This window comes from Streptomyces sp. NPDC090077, from assembly GCF_044747545.1.
Taxonomy (GTDB): domain Bacteria; phylum Actinomycetota; class Actinomycetes; order Streptomycetales; family Streptomycetaceae; genus Streptomyces.
In genome coordinates, this window is the sequence record NZ_JBIVEG010000001.1 from 295119 (window position 1) to 312303 (window position 17185).

A 17185-nucleotide genomic window follows, 5' to 3' on the forward strand; every position below is an offset into this window, starting at 1 on the left:
GCTGGGGAGATCGTCCCGGGCCCCCGGTTCGCGGAGGATCGTCACGACCGATCACCGTGACGGGGGAGAGCACCCAGATGGACCTGTTGAAGAAGACCGCGCGCCGGGCCGCGGCCGCCGCCTGCGGACTGCTGGCCGTGGCGGCGCTGCCCGCCGTCCCGGCGCACGCCGCGCCGGACGCCGGGGCCCGCGCGATACCCGCCCGGTACGCGGACCAGCGGCTCGACTGGCAGCCCTGCCGGACGGGTCCGCTGGAGTGCGCCTCCATGACGGTGCCGCGCGACTGGTACCACCCGGGCCGGGGGGCGGACCTCACGGTGGCCGTGTCCCGGCACCGCTCCACGGACCCCGCCGCCCGGCGCGGCGTCCTGATGATGGCGGCCGGCGGACCGGGGGCGTCGGGGCTGGGGCGGCCGGCGGGCCTGGCCTCCTACGCGCCGAAGCTGGCGGCCGCGTACGACATCGTGAGCTTCGACCAGCGCGGCGTCGGGGCGAGCACGAACGTGGTCTGCTCCGGCCAGGAGGAGGTGGACGCCCTGTTCGCGGGCGGCGACCTGCGCGACCGCTCGGCGGAGGCCGTCCGCGGCACCGTGCAGCGGGCGCGGGCCTTCGTGCGCGACTGCCGCCGCAACTCGGGCGGTCTGCTGCCGTACATCACCACCGACCAGGCCGCGCACGACATGGACCTGTACCGGTCGCTGCTGGGCGTCCGGCAGGTGTCGTACTACGGCCCGTCCTACGCCACCCACCTCGGCGCCGTCTACGCGACCCGCTTCCCGCGCCGGGTCGAGCGGGTGGTGCTGGACAGCAACATCGACTTCAGCGGCAGCTGGCAGGAGTTCCTGACGGGGCAGCCGATGAGCTTCCAGCGCCGGTTCGAGCAGGACTTCCTGCCGTGGCTGGCGGCGAACGACGCGACCTACCACCGGGGCAGGACCCCGGAGGAGGCCAAGGCCTCGTACGAGCGGCTGCGCGCCTCGCTGCGCGAGCACCCGCTCGACCTGGAGGGGACCCGCGTCCTGCCCGACCACTTGGACGCGGCCGCGACCGGCATGATCTACAGCGGCGACCGGTTCCCGGACCTGGCGGCGCTCCTGGGCGTCCTGGAGGACCCGGCGGGCGCCCCGGCCGCCACCCGGCGGGCCCTCGCGCAGAAGCTGAAGCACCCGATGGACGCCCGGTTCGCGGCGGACTTCTTCTCCGTCGTCTGCCAGGACACCCCGTGGAACCGGGACACCGGACACTGGGTCCGCAGGAGCGAGGCGGACAGCCGGGCCTACCCCATGGCCGGGGCCCGGGAGCTGGCCTTCACCTCGATCTGCGCCGCCTGGCCGCGCTCCGGCGCCCCGCGCGTGGAGGTGACCGGCCGGGGGCTGCCGCCGGTCCTGATGCTCAACTCGGAGCACGATCCGGCGACCTACTACGAGGGGGCCGTACGGGCCCACCGGCGGCTGGCGGGATCGCGCCTGATCACGGTCGGCGGCGGTGACCACGGGGCCTACCAGTCGAAGAACACCTGTGTGGACCGCTACGTGGAGGACTTCCTGCTCGACGGCCGGATGCCGGAGGCGGACGCCGTCTGCGCGGGGCGGCCGCTGCCGGATCCGGCCGCGCGGGCCGGCGGTCAGGCGGAGGAGCCGCTGTCGACGACGAGGTCGGTGCCGACCACCGAGCCGGCCGCGGGCGAGGCGAGGTAGAGCACGGCGGCGGCCACCTCCTCGGCCTCCGCGACCCGGCCGAGCGGGTTCTCCGACCTGACCCGCTCGGCCCGGTCGGCCTCGGTCTCGCCGGGCCGCAGCGACATGGGGCCGGCGGCGGCGCCGGGGCTGACCGCGTTGATGCGCACGCCCTCGTGGATGTGGTCGAGGGCGGCCGCGCGGGTGAGGGCGGAGACGGCCGCCTTGGAGGTGATGTAGGCGGCGGCGTTCGGTATCCGCAGGTGGGCGCCCAGGTTGGAGGAGATGTTGACGATGGCTCCGCCGCCGTTCTTCCTCATGTGCGAGATCTGGTGCTTCATCGCCAGCCAGACGCCGGTGACGTTGGTGCGCAGGACGGTGTCCCAGTCCTCCTCGCTGACGTCGGCTACGGGCCCGGTGCCGCGGAGCACGCCCGCGTTGTTGACGGCGACGTCCAGTCCGCCGAAGCGGGCGACGCTCTCGCGCACGAGGTCCTCCACCCGGTCCGCATCGGTGACGTCGACGGGGACGGCCGCGGCGGTGCCGCCGGCCGCCTCGATGAGGGCGACCGTCTCGTCCAGGGTGGCGGCGGTGCGGCCCGCGGCGACGACGGAGGCGCCCTCGGCGGCGAAGGCGAGGGCGATGGCCCGGCCGAGGCCGGTTCCCGCGCCGGTCACCAGGACGGTCCTGCCGGTGAAGCGGTTCATCTTCGGTGACTCCTTTACGGGGCCGGCGGCCCCTTATTTGAACGATCGGTTCAGAATTCGGGCGTACGGAAGCCCGCGGCCGGGGGCGCGCGGGGCGGGCGGTCAGTCCAGCAGGGTCAGGGCCTGTTCCGCCGCGTCGCGGACGCGGGCCGGGTCGTCCGAGGCCTTGCCGACGACGCGGACGCCCTGGAGCAGGACCAGCAGCATCCGGGCCAGCGCGCGCGGATCGCGGCCGGCTTCCAGTTCCCCCTGCCCCTGGGCCCGTACGAGCGCGGAGTGGAGCAGGGTCTCGAAGCGGTCCCAGCTCACCCCCACCCGGCGGGCGGCGGCGTCGTCGTGCGGGGCCAGCTCGGCCGCCGTGTTGGTGACGAAGCAGCCGGTCAGCCGCTCCCCGGGGGTCGCGGCCTCGGCGGCGAAGCGGCGTACGACGGCCCGGACGCCGGGCAGTGCGGGCCCCGGCGCGGAGAGCTGGTCCAGCAGCAGCGGGTCGAAGGTCTCGGCGTAGCGGTCCAGCGCCTTCAGGTAGAGCTCGCGCTTGCTGCCGAAGGTCGCGTAGATGCTGGCCCGTCCGATGCCGAGGTGCTCGACGAGGTCGGCGACGGACGTCGCCTCGTAGCCGCGCCGCCAGAACAGCTCGAGGGCCGACTGGAGCACGGCGTCCGGATCGAATTCCTTGGTCCTTGCCACGCCGAAGATCATAAAGCGTTCTGGAACGAACGGTCAACAATGTCGTTCGGTCCGGACGCTGACGCTCCCGGCGGGCAGCGCCGGTCCATCCGTGCTGTGCTCGTCTCGTAGGGAAGGGCACGGAAGGAGGAACCATGGACAGGAACCTGCGGGCCCGGGACATCATGACCAAGGGCGTGCAGTGCATCCGCGAGGACCAGTCCCTTCAGGACGCGGCCCGCATGATGCGCGAGCTGAACGTCGGCTGCCTGCCGATCTGCGGGGACGACGAGCGCCTCCAGGGCCTCATCACCGACCGCGACATCATCCTCAAGTGCTGCGCCGACGGCAAGGACCCGGCGCGGATGCGGGCCGGCGACCTCGCCGGCACCCTGCACTGGATCGACGCCGACAGCAACGCCCAGGAAGCCCTGGACACCATGGAGATCCACCAGATCAAGCGGCTGCCCGTCATCGACGTGGCCGGTGGCCGCCGCCTCGTCGGCATGATCACCGAGGCGAACCTGGCGAAGAACCTCTCCGACGCCGACATCGCGGACTTCGCGGTCCGGGTGTACGCCGCCAACTGAGTGCGGGGCGCGGTGGAACCGGGCGGCCGCAGGCCGTGACCACCGGACCCCCTGCTCGTTGAAGGGAGCGGTCAGCGAAGTGCGCAGGGCGCCGGCCGGGCACTTCCAGCCCGGTCGGCGCCCTGTGTCCTCGGGGCCCGGGAAGGGTTCGGGGGCGTACCGGAGGTGCCGCTGTTCCGGTTCTCGTCCACCGTCGTCCGGGGATCCTGGAGTGAACCCAGTTGCGCACCCGCGGATTCCCGCTGACGCCCCTCACCGCCGCCCTGGGCTGTCTGCTCGTCACCGTGGCCGCGGTCGCCGCGGAACCGGCCGCCGCTCCCCCGCAGCCCCGCGCCGTCACCCTGACCTCGGCCGGCACCGCCGTCCTCGCGGACGCCGGGACCCCCTTCGCCATGCTGGCCGTCACGGCGCCCGCCGACCGCCCCGGCGGGCCGGGTCCGGGCGCGTACCGGGTCCGCGCCCGGCAGCGGGCCTCCGGTCACTGGTCTCCGTGGACGCTGGTGGAGGGCGGGGAGCCGTGGTGGGCCGGGCCGTCCGACGCCGTGGAGGTACGGGCCACCGCGGCCGGCGGGGCGCTGCCGGCCGGGGTGCGCCTCGACCTGGTCGACCCGGGGCCCGGCCCCCGCCCCGCGGCCGCGCCCGAGCCGGCGGCGTACGCGGCCGCGGTCGCCGGATCCCGGCCCCGGATCGTGCCCCGGGCCCGCTGGGGCGCGGCCGGGGACCCCGGGGAGCCCGCCGCGTACGGCAGGGACGTCAAGGCCGTGTTCGTCCACCACACCGCCCAGAGCAACGACTACGCCTGCTCCGACTCCCCCGCCGTCGTACGCGGCCTCCAGGCCCTCCACCAGCGGGTCAACGGCTGGAAGGACCTCGGCTACAACTACGTGGTCGACAAGTGCGGCACGGTCTTCGAGGGCCGGGCCGGCGGCTCCGGCCGGCCCGTGACCGGGGCGCACACCCTCGGCTTCAACACGGACACCGTCGGGGTCGCGGTGATCGGCCGGTACTCCGGATCCGGGGCCCCGCCCGAGGCCACGGCGGCCCTGGCCTCGCTCGCCGCCTGGGCCCTCGGCCGGTACGGGCACGCCCCCTCGGGCACCGTGGAGCTGACCGCCTCCGTCGACAACGGGCGCTTCAGGGCCGGGGAGCGGGTGACGGTGGAGCGGATCTCCGGCCACCGCGACGTCTTCGCCACCGAGTGCCCCGGGAACGCCCTCCACCGGCAGCTCCCCGCCGTCCGGGCGCAGGCCGCGAACCCGTTCAACGGCCTGCTCGGCGGCCGCTGACCGCCCAGGCGCGGGCGGTCAGCGCGATCGACCCGTCGGGCCGGACCGGCAGGGACCCGGCGAGGGCCTCGCGCAGCCGGGCGCGTCCGGCGGGGCCGAGGGAGGCGGTGTATCCGGGGGCGGGTCCCTGTCCGGCCAGGAAGGGCTCCCAGAGGTCCGCGAAGCCGGTGAACACGGTCGGCACCTCGACCGGGACGACCTCCACCGCGCCCAGCCCCGCCCCCGTCCACAGCGTCCGCAGCGGGCCGGGCCGGCACAGCGGGAAGCGGCGGCGCTCGTCCAGGCCGGCCGCGGAGGGGTCCAGGGCGACGGCCGCGTCCCAGAAGTGCCCCAGGAGCCCCATGCCCCCGGCGTAGTCCCAGACGTACGCGGCGACCAGCCCGCCCGGCCGCACCGCCCGGGCCGCCTCCGCGACCGCCGCGCCGGGGTCGGGCAGGAAGTTCAGGGCGAGGGCGCTGACAGCGGCGTCGAAGGCCCCGTCGCGCACGGGCAGCGCCTGCGCGTCGGCCACCGCGAAGACCGGCCCCCGGGCCCCGTACTCCGCGGCGGCGGTCCGGGCGGCCGCCGTCACGAAGGCGGCGGACCGGTCCACGCCCAGCACCAGCTCCGGCAGACAGCGGGCCGCCACCGCCCCGGCCAGGGCGCCCGTACCACACCCGGCGTCGATCCACCGGGCTCCGGGCCCGACCCCGAGCGAGGCCGTGAAGGCGTCGGCCACCGGGCGGCTCCAGCGGCCCATGTAGCGCTCGTAGCCGTCCCCGGTGGCCCAGGTGTCGTAGCGCTCCTCCACTAGACGGGGTGGCCGTCGGGCCCGGTGTGGTCGGCCTGGCTGGAGAACTTGTTGAGGAAGACGTCGTACAGGCCGTCGGGCCGGCGGGTGAGGGTGGCCCCGTCCTGCCAGGTGCCGTTGTCGTCCCACCACTGGCTGCCGTACGGATCACCCTGGTTCTGGTGGACGTTGTGCATGCCGAGCCCGTGGTCGAAGGGTTCCCCGAAGACCATGATCTCCCGGCCGGGCAGCAGGATGGGCTCCAGTGCCTGCGCGGCGTCGAGGTTGGAGCCCGAGATCCAGGGGCGGGGCGGGTTGAGCCGGCCCGTCAGGCCGGCCAGCCAGGCGGGCGGGCGGACGGGGAGGGAGCAGCCGGGGCGGTGCTGGAGGCCCGGGTGGCGCTGGTAGTCGAGGGCGCCGGAGCCGGAGCTCGTCGAGAGCTCGTGGTAGCCGGGGTCGAGGGAGGGCACGGGGTCGAGCACGGAGGCGGCCAGGGTGAACACCTTCCACTGGACGCCGGTGGCGGACTGTTTGCTGTCCACGTCGACCGCGCACCGGTACCGGCCGGCGGGCGCGTCCACCTCCAGGTTGACGTGGAACCAGTGCCCCTGGGTGTCGGGCGTGTCGCGGAAGTGGCGGTGCAGCGTTCCCGACAGCACCCCGTAGGAGTCGAGCGGCATGCGGCCAGTCAACCACCGGCGCGGCGCCCGGTGGGGTGACGCGCGGGAACCGTCCTCCCCTGCCCCCGTACGGAGGCGGTTCGGCCTCCACGGCCTCCGCTAGTGCGGGCCCGGAGCGAAGGCGGCGAGCATCTGTTCCAGGGCGGCCTGGTCGGGTCCGGTGAAGGGGGTGAGGCCCGGGACCGCGGTGAGGGTGTCGAGGAGGCGGGGGGTCATGCCGTACGCCGGGGGCAGGTGGGTGGACAGGACGGTGCCGGGGGCGGCGGAGCGCAGCGGGTCCGCGGTGGCGAGGAAGCGGTCGGGGTCGGCGGTCTGGGCCCAGGGGCTGTCCACGCTCGCCCACAGGAGCTGGGCGGCCTTGAGGTCCTCGGCGTCCACCTCGGCGGCGTCGGGGCAGGTGGCGAGGTCCGGGGTGGGCAGCGGGGCACCGAAGCAGTCGGAGCTGAAGCAGGTGCCGGTGCGGTCGTCGAAGAAGCCGACGGTGGCGGGGTTGTCGAAGAGCGGCGGCCGGAAGGCGTGCAGGGTGCGGTCACCGACGGACAGGCTCTGTCCCGGGTTGAGCAGGTACACCCGGTCCAGGGGCAGCGGGCACTCGGTGGACATCTCCCCGACCCCGAGGAAGGTGGTGATCACCCGGGCCCGGGGGGCCGCCTCCAGGAGGGCGAAGAGGCCGCCGGTGTGGTCGCGGTCGGGGTGTGTCAGCCAGATCCAGCGCACGTCGGCCGGGTCGATCACCTCGGCGAGGGTGGCGAGGAAGTCCCGGTCGGGCAGGCCCAGGCCGGTGTCGACGACGACGGGTTCCGCGGCGTGCAGGACGAAGGCGTTGACGGGGACGAAGCCGATTCCGGGGACTTCCAGGCAGTCGGCGAGGACGGTGGTGTCGGGCCCCGCTTGGTGCGTGCTCATGACGGCCTCCACGGCCCTGTGGGAGAGGAGGGGGCTGTACGTTCCATCGTCGCGCCGTACGGGTGGGCCCGCGCGCCGCGCGGTCCCGGTGCTCAGTTCGCGCAGCTCGTGTCGCGGGCGGGGCGCACGCCGGTGGTGAGGAAGCGGGTGACCGTGCGGTCGCCGCAGGCGTTGCCGTTGCCGAGGTAGACGCCGTGGCCGCCCTGCTCGACGGTGACGAGGACGGCCCGGTCGCCGAGGGCCTCGCGCATCTTGAGGCTCTTGGAGTGGGGGGTGGAGGGGTCGCGGCGGCTCTGGACCATCAGGATGCCGGCGGGACCGTGGTTGGTGATCTTGGTCGGCTTGTCCGCGGGGGCGTCCTTCCAGAAGGAGCACGGGAGCACGTTGACCGGCATGCCGGCGGTCAGCGGGTGCCGGGCCCGGTCCTCGTCCACGGCGCGCTGCCGGTCGGCCTGCGAACCGCCGGGCCAGGCCACGTCGTTGCACAGGACCGCGACGAGCTGGGCGGCGTCCTCGTCGCGCAGCGGGCGGGCGAGCTCCGGCGGCAGGGCGGGCGTGTGGGACGGGTCCCGCAGGGCGGCGGCGAGCCGGGCGAAGGCGGGGAAGGCGGAGTCGCTGTAGAGGGTGTTCTGCAGGGCCTGGCGCAGGCCGTTGCCGGTCAGGGGCACGCCGGGGGTGGTGGAGGGGCGGGGTGTGCGGTCCAGGGAGGCGAACAGCGAGAGCAGCAGGGGTTCGACGTCCTCGGGGCGCTGCGCGAGGCGCAGGCCGTCCCGGTCGCGGTCGGGGTGGGCGGCCCAGGCGGCGAAGTCGGGGAACCGGTCGTCGGAGCCCTGGGCCATGTTCGCGAGCCAGCCCCGGGCGACCCGCTTGGGGTCGGGGTCGCCGCTGCTGTCGAGGACCCAGCGGTCGGTGCGCCCGGGGTAGGTCTGCGCGTAGACGGCGCCGACGTAGGTGCCGTAGGAGACTCCCCAGGCGGAGAGCTTGCGCTCGCCGAGCGCGGCGCGGAGGCGGTCCATGTCGCGGACCTGGTTGGCGGTGGTGAAGCTGCGCAGCACGGGTCCGCCGTTGCGGGCGCAGGCCTCGGCGGTGCGGCGGGCGCGGGCGAGGTTCTCGGTGACGTCCCCGTCGGGGGCGGGCCAGGAGCGCAGGGCGGTGAGGTAGCGGTCCTCGGGGGCGAGTCCGCAGCTCGCGGTGGTGGAGCCGCCGACGCCGCGGGGGTCGAAGGCGACGAGGTCGTAGGCGCCGCCGAGCTGCTGCCGCAGGGCCTCGCCCTTCTGCGTCAGGCGCTGTACGCCGGAGCCGCCCGGGCCGCCGGGGATGACGACGAGGGTGCCGCGGCGGGCCTCGGGGCGGTCGCTGCGGATGCGGGAGACGGCCACCTTGATCTGCGGGCCCGCGGGGTCGTCGTAGTCGAGGGGGACGGGAAGGTCGGCGCACTCCTGGGCGGCGGGGCCGCCCGGCTTGGCGCAGGGCTGCCAGGCGAGGGCGGGCACCTCGGCGCGGGGGGTGCCGGCGGCCGCCTGCGCGGGGAGGCCGGTTGCGGTGAGCGCGGTGGCGGCGGTCACGGCGGAGAGGGCGAGGAGGAGGGCCTTGTTCCCGGAATTCGTCATGGGGCAAGCCTGGTTCAGCCGGCCCCGCCGGCCCATCCGGCGGACCGGCCGCCGGATGGTGGGGGTAACCCCCCTACAGGAAGCGCCCGTCGACCCGGTGGGCGGTGCAGCAGGAGTCCCGGTGCAGCTGGCGCAGTACCGGCCGCCAGGCCTGGGCCTGGGCCGGGGCCGGGTCGGCGGGGTCGGGGTAGGCGGCTTCCAGGGCGGCGCGTTCGTACGGGGTGCCGGCGCGCAGCACGGCCCGTACGCGGACCAGGTCGGCGAAGTCGGTGAAGGGGTCGCCGTCGACGAGGGTGAGGTCGGCGAGCTTGCCCGCCTCGGCCGTGCCGAGGTGCGCGTCGGCGCCGTAGACGCGGGCGGGGGTGCGGGTGGCGGTGGTGAGGGCTTCGGCGGGTGACAGGCCGTACCGGTGGAGGGCGCGCAGGGCGAGGTGGAGGTGGAGGCCGACGGGGGTGAGCGGGGCATCGGTGCCGAGGGCGAGGCGGCCGCCGCCGGCGAGGACGGCCCGGTAGACGGCGACTTCGCGGGCGAGGGCGGTGTCCTGGTCGGGGGTGGGCGGCTGGGCGGCAGCGGCTTTGAGGGCGGCCGCGTCCCAGGGCGGCATCATGGCGGTGACCCGGCGGTCGGCGGCGAGGGTGGGGTCGGCGCCGATCAGGGGCAGGGCGGTGAAGGGGGTGGCGACGAGGTCGAAGCCGCCGCGGGTGTAGATCTCCAGGGTGTCCTGGAAGGTGTGGCCGGCGGGGGTCGCGCCGTGGCCGTACTCGGCGCGTTCGGTGGCGACCAGATGGGTGGTCAGGTCCTGGCCGGCCTGGATGCCGGGGGCGCACAGGTGGGAGCCGGAGCGGACGCCGAGCACCTCGTGGGCGAAGCGGGCGGCCTCCTCCATGAAGGAGTGGGGGGCGCGGACGTAGGTCTTGACGAAGTCCCAGTCCAGGGCTTCGGCGCGGGCCAGGGAGCGGGCGAGTCCGGCACGGGTGCGGTGGGCGCGGCCCATGCTGTAGGCGACGCGGGAGCCGTCGAGGAGTTCGCCGCCGGCCAGCAGCCGGGGCGCGGCGAGGCGGCCGGCGCGGATGTCCTCGCGCAGGCGGGCCTGTTCGTAGGCGGAGCCGCCGAGGGAGACGGCGGTGGTGATGCCGTAGGCCAGGTGCAGGGCGCCCTGCCGGGCTCCGTAGGTGTAGGGGTACGGGTGGACGTGCGCGTCCCACAGGCCCGGCAGGACGGTGCCGTGGGAGGCGTCGACGGTGCGGGCGGCGCGGCGGCGCGGGCGGTGCCGTTCGACGGCGTTGATCCGGCCGCCGCTGATGAGCAGGTCGACGTCGGCGCGGGGCGGGGATCCGGTGGCGTCCCACAGCAGTCCGGCGTGGACGACGGTGTCGACGGGTTCGGGGCGGCGGTAGGACAGGGCGACGGGGACGGTGCGGGGGGCGCCGTCCGGGCTGCCGTCGGGGCGCAGGGAGAGCAGGCGCAGCCGGGCGTTGGACTGGTAGAGCAGGGTGCGGGAGTCGGCGGACCAGGAGGGGTGGTCGGCGGGTTCGTCGGTGAGGCGGCGGGCGGGGCCCGCGGGGGTGCCGTCGGGGGTGACGGGCAGCAGCCAGAGGGCGGATTCGGCGACGCAGGCCAGGTGGCGGCCGTCGGGGGACCAGACGGGGCCGGAGGCGTAGCGGTCGGAGAGGGAGGTGTGCGGGGCGAGGGCGTGCAGGCGGGCGGCGCCGGTGGCGGTGTCGACGATCCGGATGAGGTTGTAGCCCTCGCGGAAGCGGCGGCTGAGCCGGTTGCGGTCGCAGAGGGCGAGGTGGCGGCCGTCGGGCGACCAGCTGGGCGGGCTGGGGAGGCCCCCGCCGCCGAGGGCCGTGGCGAGCGGGGTGTCGGTGGCGGAGGCGAGGTCGCGGACGATCAGCCGCCCGGCGAGGTCGAGGGCGGCGAGGCGGGTGCCGTCCGGGGAGAGGGAGCCGTAGACCCGGCCGGGCGGGGTGAGCGTGCTGTCGCGGCCGTCGGCGAGGTCGCGGCGGCGTACGGTGTTCAGCCCGTCGCGGTCGTCGGTGTAGAGCAGGGCGCGCCCGTCGGGGGTCCACACCGGGCCCTGGACGTAGGCGGTGTCGGGGGCCTGGAGGATCCGCTGCGGGGCTCCGCCCGCGACGGGTGCGGTCCACAGGGCGCCGAGCGCGGCGAAGGCGACGGTGCGGGCGTCGGGCGAGAGGGCGGGCAGGTGGATGCCGCGTACGGGGCGGGGCCGGTCGGCTTCGAGGTCGTACTCCTTGACCCGGTAGCGGGGCCGGGGCACTTCGAGGGTGGCGTCGAGGGGGATGTCGCGGGCGGGGCCGTCGCGGTGCGGGCGGATCACCCGGAACCTGCCGTCGAGGGTGATCAGCAGGCGGTCGTCGCCGATCCAGCGCGGGGGTGCGGGGGCGAGGTCGCCGTCGAGGGGGACGGGGCGGCCGTCGGCGTGGAGGGTGAGCTTCTCGGCCCGGCGGGGTCCGGGGGCGGCGGACAGCCAGGCGGTGCGGCCGGCCGGGGAGAGGGCGGGGGCCAGCAGGCTGCCTTCGGCGACGGTGTGTTCGGTCCGTACGGGTCCGCTGCCGTCGGCGGCGACGGAGGCGAGGGTGCGGGCGGGGAGGGTCTCGCCGACGGGGGTGGCGCGCAGGAACAGGACGCGGCGGCCGTCGGGGGCGAAGACCGGGTCGAGGTCCTCCCAGGGGCCGTCCTGGCCGGGTCCGTCCTGTCCCGGTGTCCCGGTGAGGCGGCGCAGGCCGCCGTCGGCGAGGGAGACGGTCCAGATGCGGTACGGGCTCCCGGCGACGGGGTCGCCGCCGCGTTCGGAGCAGAAGGCGAGGGTGCGGCCGTCCGGGGACCAGGCGGGCGCCCGGTGGTCGAACGGGCCGTCGGTGAGGCGGCGCAGGCCGGTGCCGTCGGCGCGCATCAGCCAGATGTGGAAGGTGCCGCCGCGGTAGGCGCTCATGGCGACGCGGCGGCCGTCCGGGGAGAACACCGGGCGGCCTGGTTCCAGGTCGGGCGGGGTGAGCGGGGTGGCGGGGGCGCCGTCCGGGGGCAGCGACCAGAGGACGTTCTGCACCTCGGCGATGACGCGCCGGCCGTCGGCGGTGGCGGTGGCGGCGCCGTTGGTGGCCCGGGTGAAGCGGAGCACGGCCCGGCCGTCCGGCCGTGGGGCGGCCGGGCGGGCGGCGGCCGCCGGGGGTTCGGCCGCCGCGGCGAGTGCCCCCAGTGCCCCGGCCGAAGCCGCCCGCAGTACCGTCCTGCGTCCCATCCGCATCCCGCCGCCGCCTCGTGTCCGTCGTGGTGACCCTCCGTCGGGCGGCCAACGATCACGGGCCCGGTTCGGCAACGGGCGCGGGTCCGCCCCGGCGGCCGGGCAGGGCCGCCGGGGCGGGGCGGGGTGGGCGCGGGGGTCAGGAGATGCGCATGTTGGCCATCATGCCCATGGCGCCGTGGTCGAACAGGTGGCAGTGGTAGACGTAGGTGCCGCGGTAGCCGTCGAAGGTGGCCTGGACCTTGACGGTCTCGCCCGGCTTGAGCGGCACGGTGTCCTTCAGGCCGGTCTCGGGTCCCGAGGTGACGGGCTTGCCGTTGCGCTCCAGCACCCGGAACTGCACGAGGTGCATGTGGAAGTTGTGCGGGGCGATCTTGTTGTTGTTCGTCACGGTCCAGATCTCGGTGGCACCGTAGGCGATCTCGGTGTCGATCCGGTCCATGTCGTACGTCTTGCCGTTGATGTACGCGCTGCCGCCGGGGGCCTCGTCCATCCGCATGTCGAAGTCGCGGGTGACGCTGGCCGGGCCGAGCGGCGGCAGGGTGCGCAGCCGGGCCGGGACGCGGCTGTGGTCCGCCGCCTTGCGGGTGACGCGGAACTGGAGCACCTTGCCGACGACGTCCGCGGACTCGAAGGGGGCGATGTCCTTGTTGCGGAGCTCGATGACGGTGCCGACGGGGTAGCGGGAGAAGTCGATGACGACGTCGGCGCGCTCGCCGGGGCTGATCGAGACGGTGTTCGTGCGGTGCGGGGCGGGGAGCAGGCCGCCGTCGGTGCCGATCTGGACGAGCTCGGAGTCGTCGGCGAGGCTCAGGTCGAAGAAGCGCTGGTTGGAGGTGTTGGTGAGGCGGAAGCGGTACTTGCGGGCCGCGACCTCGAAGAACGGCCAGGACTTGCCGTTGGCGAGGATGACGTTGCGCTTCATGAAGTCGCCCATGGCGTAGACGAGTTCGCCGTTCTCCAGGAAACGGGCGTCGCGCAGCGCGATCGGCACGTCGTACTGGCCCGCGGGCAGCGGCAGCCGGCGCTCGATGTCGTCGGTGAGGATGTAGGTGCCCGTCATCCCGCGGAAGACGTTCTCCGACTCCATGTGGTGGGCGTGGTCGTGGAACCACAGGTTCGCGTGCGGCTGGGTGTTGGGGTACGTGTACGTCTTGGTGCCGCCGCCGGCCGGGATCAGGTCCATCGGGGCGCCGTCGCTGTCCTGCGGGACGTGGGCGCCGTGGAGGTGGATCGAGGTGGGCACGGCGAGGGAGTTGGTCTGCTTGATGACCGTGCGCCGGTTCGACTCGGCCTTGATGACGGGGCCGGGGAAGGAGCCGTTGAAGGTGCGCAGCGGGGTTCTGAGGCCCGGCACGATCTCCTTGGTGGCTTCCTTCAGGGTCATGCGGTAGTAGCTGGTGGTGCTGGTGGTGCGGTAGGGCTCCAGGACCGGGGGCACCGGCATCTTCTGCTGGAACTTGGTTATCCCGGCGGCGTCGAGCTCGGCGGCGCCGGCGGCGTTGCGCGCGGGCTCGGCCGTGGCCGCGTTCACGACGGGCAGCAGCATGCCACCGGTGCCGACGATGCTGGTGGCGGCGACGCCTGCCCGGAGCGCGGTCCGTCGAGTGATCACATTTCCCCCGTGGGTGCGGCCCGACGCCTGGTGTGCCGGGTGGAGTGGGTCGCGCGCGGGTGCGCGCGGTCGGCTGGACGGGGAGAGCCTGTTCGAACGCGGTCGTGCGGCGCTGGTGCGGCTGTGGAGCAGGGGGGATCCGGCCCCGGAAAGGCCTGCGTACGATGCCCGCTGGTGTTCGAAGCGAGGGGGAACGGCATGACGGACGAACTGACGGAGCGGCAGGAGCTGGCACGCAGCGGCCGGTTGCTGGAGGGGACCCGGGGGCTGCTGCTGGGGCTGGCGCTCGGGGAGTCGCTGGGCGGTGCCCGGGGCGGCCCGGTGCCGGCGGGGACCGTGCGGGCGGGGGTGTGCACCCAGCTGGCCTGCTTCACGGTGGAGGGTCTCGTGCGGGCCGCGGTGCGCGGCAGCATGAAGGGGATCTGCCACACGCCGTCGGTGCTGTGGCACGCGTACTGCCGCTGGGCGCACCTCCAGGGCGTCGAACGGGAGCGGGTGCGCGGGCGGTGGACCGCCTTCGGCAGCCGCCCGTGGCCGGACGGGTGGCTCACCGGGGTGCCGGCGCTGGCGGAGCGGCGCGGCAGCGCCCCGGCCACGGTGGCGGCCTTGTCGGGCCTGGAACAGGGCACGCTGGAGCAGCCGGCGACCAACAGCCGGGGCTGGCACGCCGTGGGCCGGACGCTGCCGCTGGCTTTCGTCGGCTCGGCCCGTTCCCCGCGGTACGCGCGGTACTGGAACCGGCAGATGCGCGAGGTGGCGGCGCTGACCCACGGGGACGCCGGGGCGCAGTGGGCGGCGGCGTGCGCGACGGTGCTGGCCGGGCACTGTCTGGTCGCGGAGTCGTTGCGGGAGGCCGCCGAGGCGGCGGTCGCGGGGCTGCACGGGGTGGACGGCATGCCCCCGGCGGAGCTGGGCCGGCTGTCGGCGGCGCTGGACGAGGCCACCGCCCGGCCGGGTGACGCGGCGCTGCTGGCGCGGCTGGCGCCGGACCAGACGGCGTGGTCGGCGGTGCTCGGGGGCGTGTACGCGGCGGTCTCCTTCCCGGGGCGCGGGCAGGTGGAGGCGGCCCTGCGGTTCGCGGCGGGGGCGCCCGACGGGGAGGCGGTGGGCTGTGTGGCGGGGGCGCTGCTGGGGGCGGCGCACGGGGCGCGGGCCCTGCCGGTGGAGCTGGTGAGCCGGCACGAGCTGGCCTGGGTGCTGGACACCCTGGCGCGGGACCTGCTGTCGGAGTTCTCCGAGTCCCCGGGCGGCAGCGGTCACGAGGAGGGATGGGACCCGTACTGGCTGGACCGTTACCCCGGCTGGTGACGGGGCGTTGGACCGTCCGGGCGGTGCTGCGCGGTGTCCGGCGCGGCAGCGCCGGTCACGTCCCCCGGTGGCGCCGGGGCCGGGGATATTGGATGGCCGGCGCCGCGTTCGCGCTCTGCCGGGCTTCTTGACGGTTCATCACAGTGGAGGCAATGCGTGATGCGCACACGGTCCGTCCTGCTGGCCACCGCCCTGCTGGCGACGCTGTTGCAGACGGCGGACGGGGCGGTGGCCGCGAGCGGGCCCCCCTCCCCCGGCGGGCGGTCCGCCTCCGACGGCCAGGCGGGGCACGAGACGGCCCTGTACGGCATCAAGGGTTCGGGGAGCGCCGGGCGGGCGGGGGCCCAGGAGTTCAGCACCGACGACGGCCGGCTGTCGCGGGTCTCGCTGTTCATCGGCAGCGCGGCGGCGACCGGCAGGCTGACCGTGCAGGTGCGCACCGCCCGGGACGACGCCGGCTCCGCGATCGCCTCGGCGAGCGTGGACCTGGCCGCCCTGGGCGGTGCGGGCACGGGCTGGGTGGAGGTGCCGCTGGCGGCGGCGCTGCGGCCCGGCGCCCGGTACTACCTGTTCGCCCAGGCCACCACGGCCGAGGCCGGGGCGGTGACCTGGCACGGCACGCGGACGGCCGCGGCCGGCTCCCCGGCGGGGGCGCAGTACGACCAGGCGCGGGGCGGCTGGCAGGCGGGCTCGGGCCGGCTGGCGTTCTACGTGAACCCGGCCGGGTCCGAGCGGTGCGGGGAGACCGAGGCCTGCTACGTCCCGGTCTCGGCGAAGCCGGCCCGGACCGCGGGCCTGCTCTCCAACGGGCGGGCGGTGGAGGCCGTCGACCCGGCCTTCGCCGTCGGCGCCCGCTACGTGGAGGGCAGCAACGTCCTGGTGCTGCCGTCGGGCCGCTGGCGCTACCTGCCGGCGGGCGCGGAGAAGTCCCGGGTGGTGGAGGCCGGGGACGCGGGCGCGCTGGCGCAGATCGCAGAGTCCCGGCGCTGGCTGGCCGGGGGCCGGGTGCCGGGTGCCGCGGGGGCCCGGCGCGAGGGTGCGGAGCGGGCGCTGCTGTCGATGCGGGCGCTGCTGCGGCCGAACGGGGCGCTGGCGGCGGCCTGGTACCCGTTCTGGGACTTCTCCTGGCCGCGGGACTCGGCCTTCGCGGCGGCCGCGTTCGCGCACACGGGGCACGACGAGGAGGCGTACCGGATCCTGCTGTACAACGCGCGGACGCAGCGGCCCGACGGGACCTGGGAGGCCCGTACCCGGCTGGACGGCTCGGGGCCGCCGGACGACCGGCGGTGGCAGCTGGACGCGAACGGCTGGGTGCCCTGGGCCACCTGGCAGTGGTACCGGACGGCGCCCGCGGCGGACCGGGAGGAGCGGCTGCGCGTGCTGTACCCGGCGATCCTGAAGGCGGCCGACCACGCGGCGGCGTCCCTGGACGCGGAGGGGCTGCCGCCGGCCTCCCCCGACTACTGGGAACTGCCCACGGACACCGCCAACATCGGTACGGCGGCCCCGCTGCTGTCGGGGCTGCGGGCGGCCGCCGACCTGGCCGCCGGGCTCGGGCGGCGGCAGGAGGCCGCGCGCTGGACGGAGGCGGCGGGCCGGCTGGAGCGGGGCATCGCCAAGCGGTTCGCGCCGGGCGGCTACCAGCGGACGGCGGACGGACTGCACGGCCGGGACAGCGCGGCGGCGTTCATGGCGCCGCCGTTCAACGCGGCCCCGGCCGGTCTGCCCGGGGCGCTGGAGACCACCTACCGGGAGCTGCTGCGGCCCAACGGCGGTGTGGTGCCGGGCAGTGACCCCGGCACCCGGTGGGGGAACATCACCTGGACGGCGAGCACCTCGTTCTTCGCGCTCGCCTGGTCGTCGCTGGGCGAGCGGGCCAAGGGCGGCGCGGTGCTCGACTGGGTGCTCTCCCGGCGCAACGCGCTCGGCGAACTCCCCGAGACGGTGGACGCGCAGGGCCTCCCGAAGGCCGTCGTGCCGCTGGCCTGGACGGACGCGCTGGTCCTGCTGACCCTCGTCCAGCTGGGGGACGCGCCCCTGGCGGCACCGCCCGTACCGCGCGCGTGAGCTGAGGGCGCACGTGCGCCGGGCCCGGGACGTGTGTCCC

13 protein-coding genes are annotated in these 17185 nt (G+C 75.7%); 5 read left to right on the forward strand and 8 right to left on the reverse strand.

The window, feature by feature from the left end:
* The first annotated feature begins 77 nt into the window (after positions 1-77).
* Positions 78-1697 carry an alpha/beta hydrolase gene (locus ACIPW5_RS01315; protein WP_401238679.1) on the forward strand — a complete coding sequence of 540 codons (1620 nt, stop codon included), beginning with the start codon at positions 78-80 and terminating at the stop codon, positions 1695-1697.
* On the opposite strand, the gene ACIPW5_RS01320 is transcribed toward ACIPW5_RS01315, so the two are convergent.
* Positions 1625-2383, reverse strand: a complete 759-nt coding sequence (locus ACIPW5_RS01320) for an SDR family NAD(P)-dependent oxidoreductase (protein WP_401238681.1) — start codon at positions 2381-2383, stop codon at positions 1625-1627. The two genes, ACIPW5_RS01315 and ACIPW5_RS01320, sit on opposite strands and share 73 nt — an antisense overlap.
* Positions 2384-2485: 102 nt before the next feature.
* Positions 2486-3070, reverse strand: a complete 585-nt coding sequence (locus ACIPW5_RS01325) for a TetR/AcrR family transcriptional regulator (RefSeq protein WP_401238684.1) — start codon at positions 3068-3070, stop codon at positions 2486-2488.
* Between the two features lie 134 nt (positions 3071-3204).
* On the opposite strand from ACIPW5_RS01325, the gene ACIPW5_RS01330 reads away from it, so the two are divergent.
* Complete coding sequence (locus ACIPW5_RS01330; RefSeq protein WP_401238686.1) at positions 3205-3639, forward strand: CBS domain-containing protein; 435 nt, start codon at positions 3205-3207, stop codon at positions 3637-3639.
* 221 nt (positions 3640-3860) lie between these two features.
* Positions 3861-4925 (forward strand): N-acetylmuramoyl-L-alanine amidase, encoded by a 1065-nt coding sequence (locus tag ACIPW5_RS01335; RefSeq protein ID WP_401238689.1) that lies wholly within the window; start codon positions 3861-3863, stop codon positions 4923-4925.
* Here ACIPW5_RS01335 and ACIPW5_RS01340 read toward each other — a convergent pair.
* The 6 genes from ACIPW5_RS01340 to ACIPW5_RS01365 all read right to left on the reverse strand — a co-directional run bounded on the left by ACIPW5_RS01340 (position 4900) and on the right by ACIPW5_RS01365 (position 13770).
* A complete protein-coding gene (locus tag ACIPW5_RS01340; RefSeq protein WP_401238692.1) occupies positions 4900-5715 on the reverse strand; it encodes a class I SAM-dependent methyltransferase in 816 nt (271 codons plus the stop codon). The two genes, ACIPW5_RS01335 and ACIPW5_RS01340, sit on opposite strands and share 26 nt — an antisense overlap.
* Complete coding sequence (locus ACIPW5_RS01345; protein ID WP_401238695.1) at positions 5715-6374, reverse strand: DUF2278 family protein; 660 nt, start codon at positions 6372-6374, stop codon at positions 5715-5717. The genes ACIPW5_RS01340 and ACIPW5_RS01345 overlap by 1 nt, the downstream gene beginning before the upstream one ends.
* A 99-nt stretch (positions 6375-6473) precedes the next feature.
* A complete protein-coding gene (locus tag ACIPW5_RS01350) occupies positions 6474-7280 on the reverse strand; it encodes an MBL fold metallo-hydrolase (protein ID WP_401238697.1) in 807 nt (268 codons plus the stop codon).
* Between the two features lie 92 nt (positions 7281-7372).
* Complete coding sequence (locus ACIPW5_RS01355; RefSeq protein WP_401238699.1) at positions 7373-8890, reverse strand: alpha/beta hydrolase; 1518 nt, start codon at positions 8888-8890, stop codon at positions 7373-7375.
* 73 nt (positions 8891-8963) lie between these two features.
* Entirely contained in the window at positions 8964-12152 is a 3189-nt protein-coding gene (locus ACIPW5_RS01360; RefSeq protein WP_401238702.1) for an amidohydrolase family protein, read from the reverse strand.
* A 142-nt stretch (positions 12153-12294) separates the two neighbouring features.
* Complete coding sequence (locus ACIPW5_RS01365) at positions 12295-13770, reverse strand: multicopper oxidase family protein (RefSeq protein ID WP_401238704.1); 1476 nt, start codon at positions 13768-13770, stop codon at positions 12295-12297.
* A gap of 198 nt (positions 13771-13968) precedes the next feature.
* Here ACIPW5_RS01365 and ACIPW5_RS01370 point away from each other — a divergent pair, with 198 nt between their 5' ends.
* A complete protein-coding gene (locus ACIPW5_RS01370; RefSeq protein WP_401238707.1) occupies positions 13969-15078 on the forward strand; it encodes an ADP-ribosylglycohydrolase family protein in 1110 nt (369 codons plus the stop codon).
* Between the two features lie 159 nt (positions 15079-15237).
* Positions 15238-17145 carry a hypothetical protein gene (locus ACIPW5_RS01375; RefSeq protein WP_401238710.1) on the forward strand — a complete coding sequence of 636 codons (1908 nt, stop codon included), beginning with the start codon at positions 15238-15240 and terminating at the stop codon, positions 17143-17145.
* Positions 17146-17185: the final 40 nt, after the last annotated feature.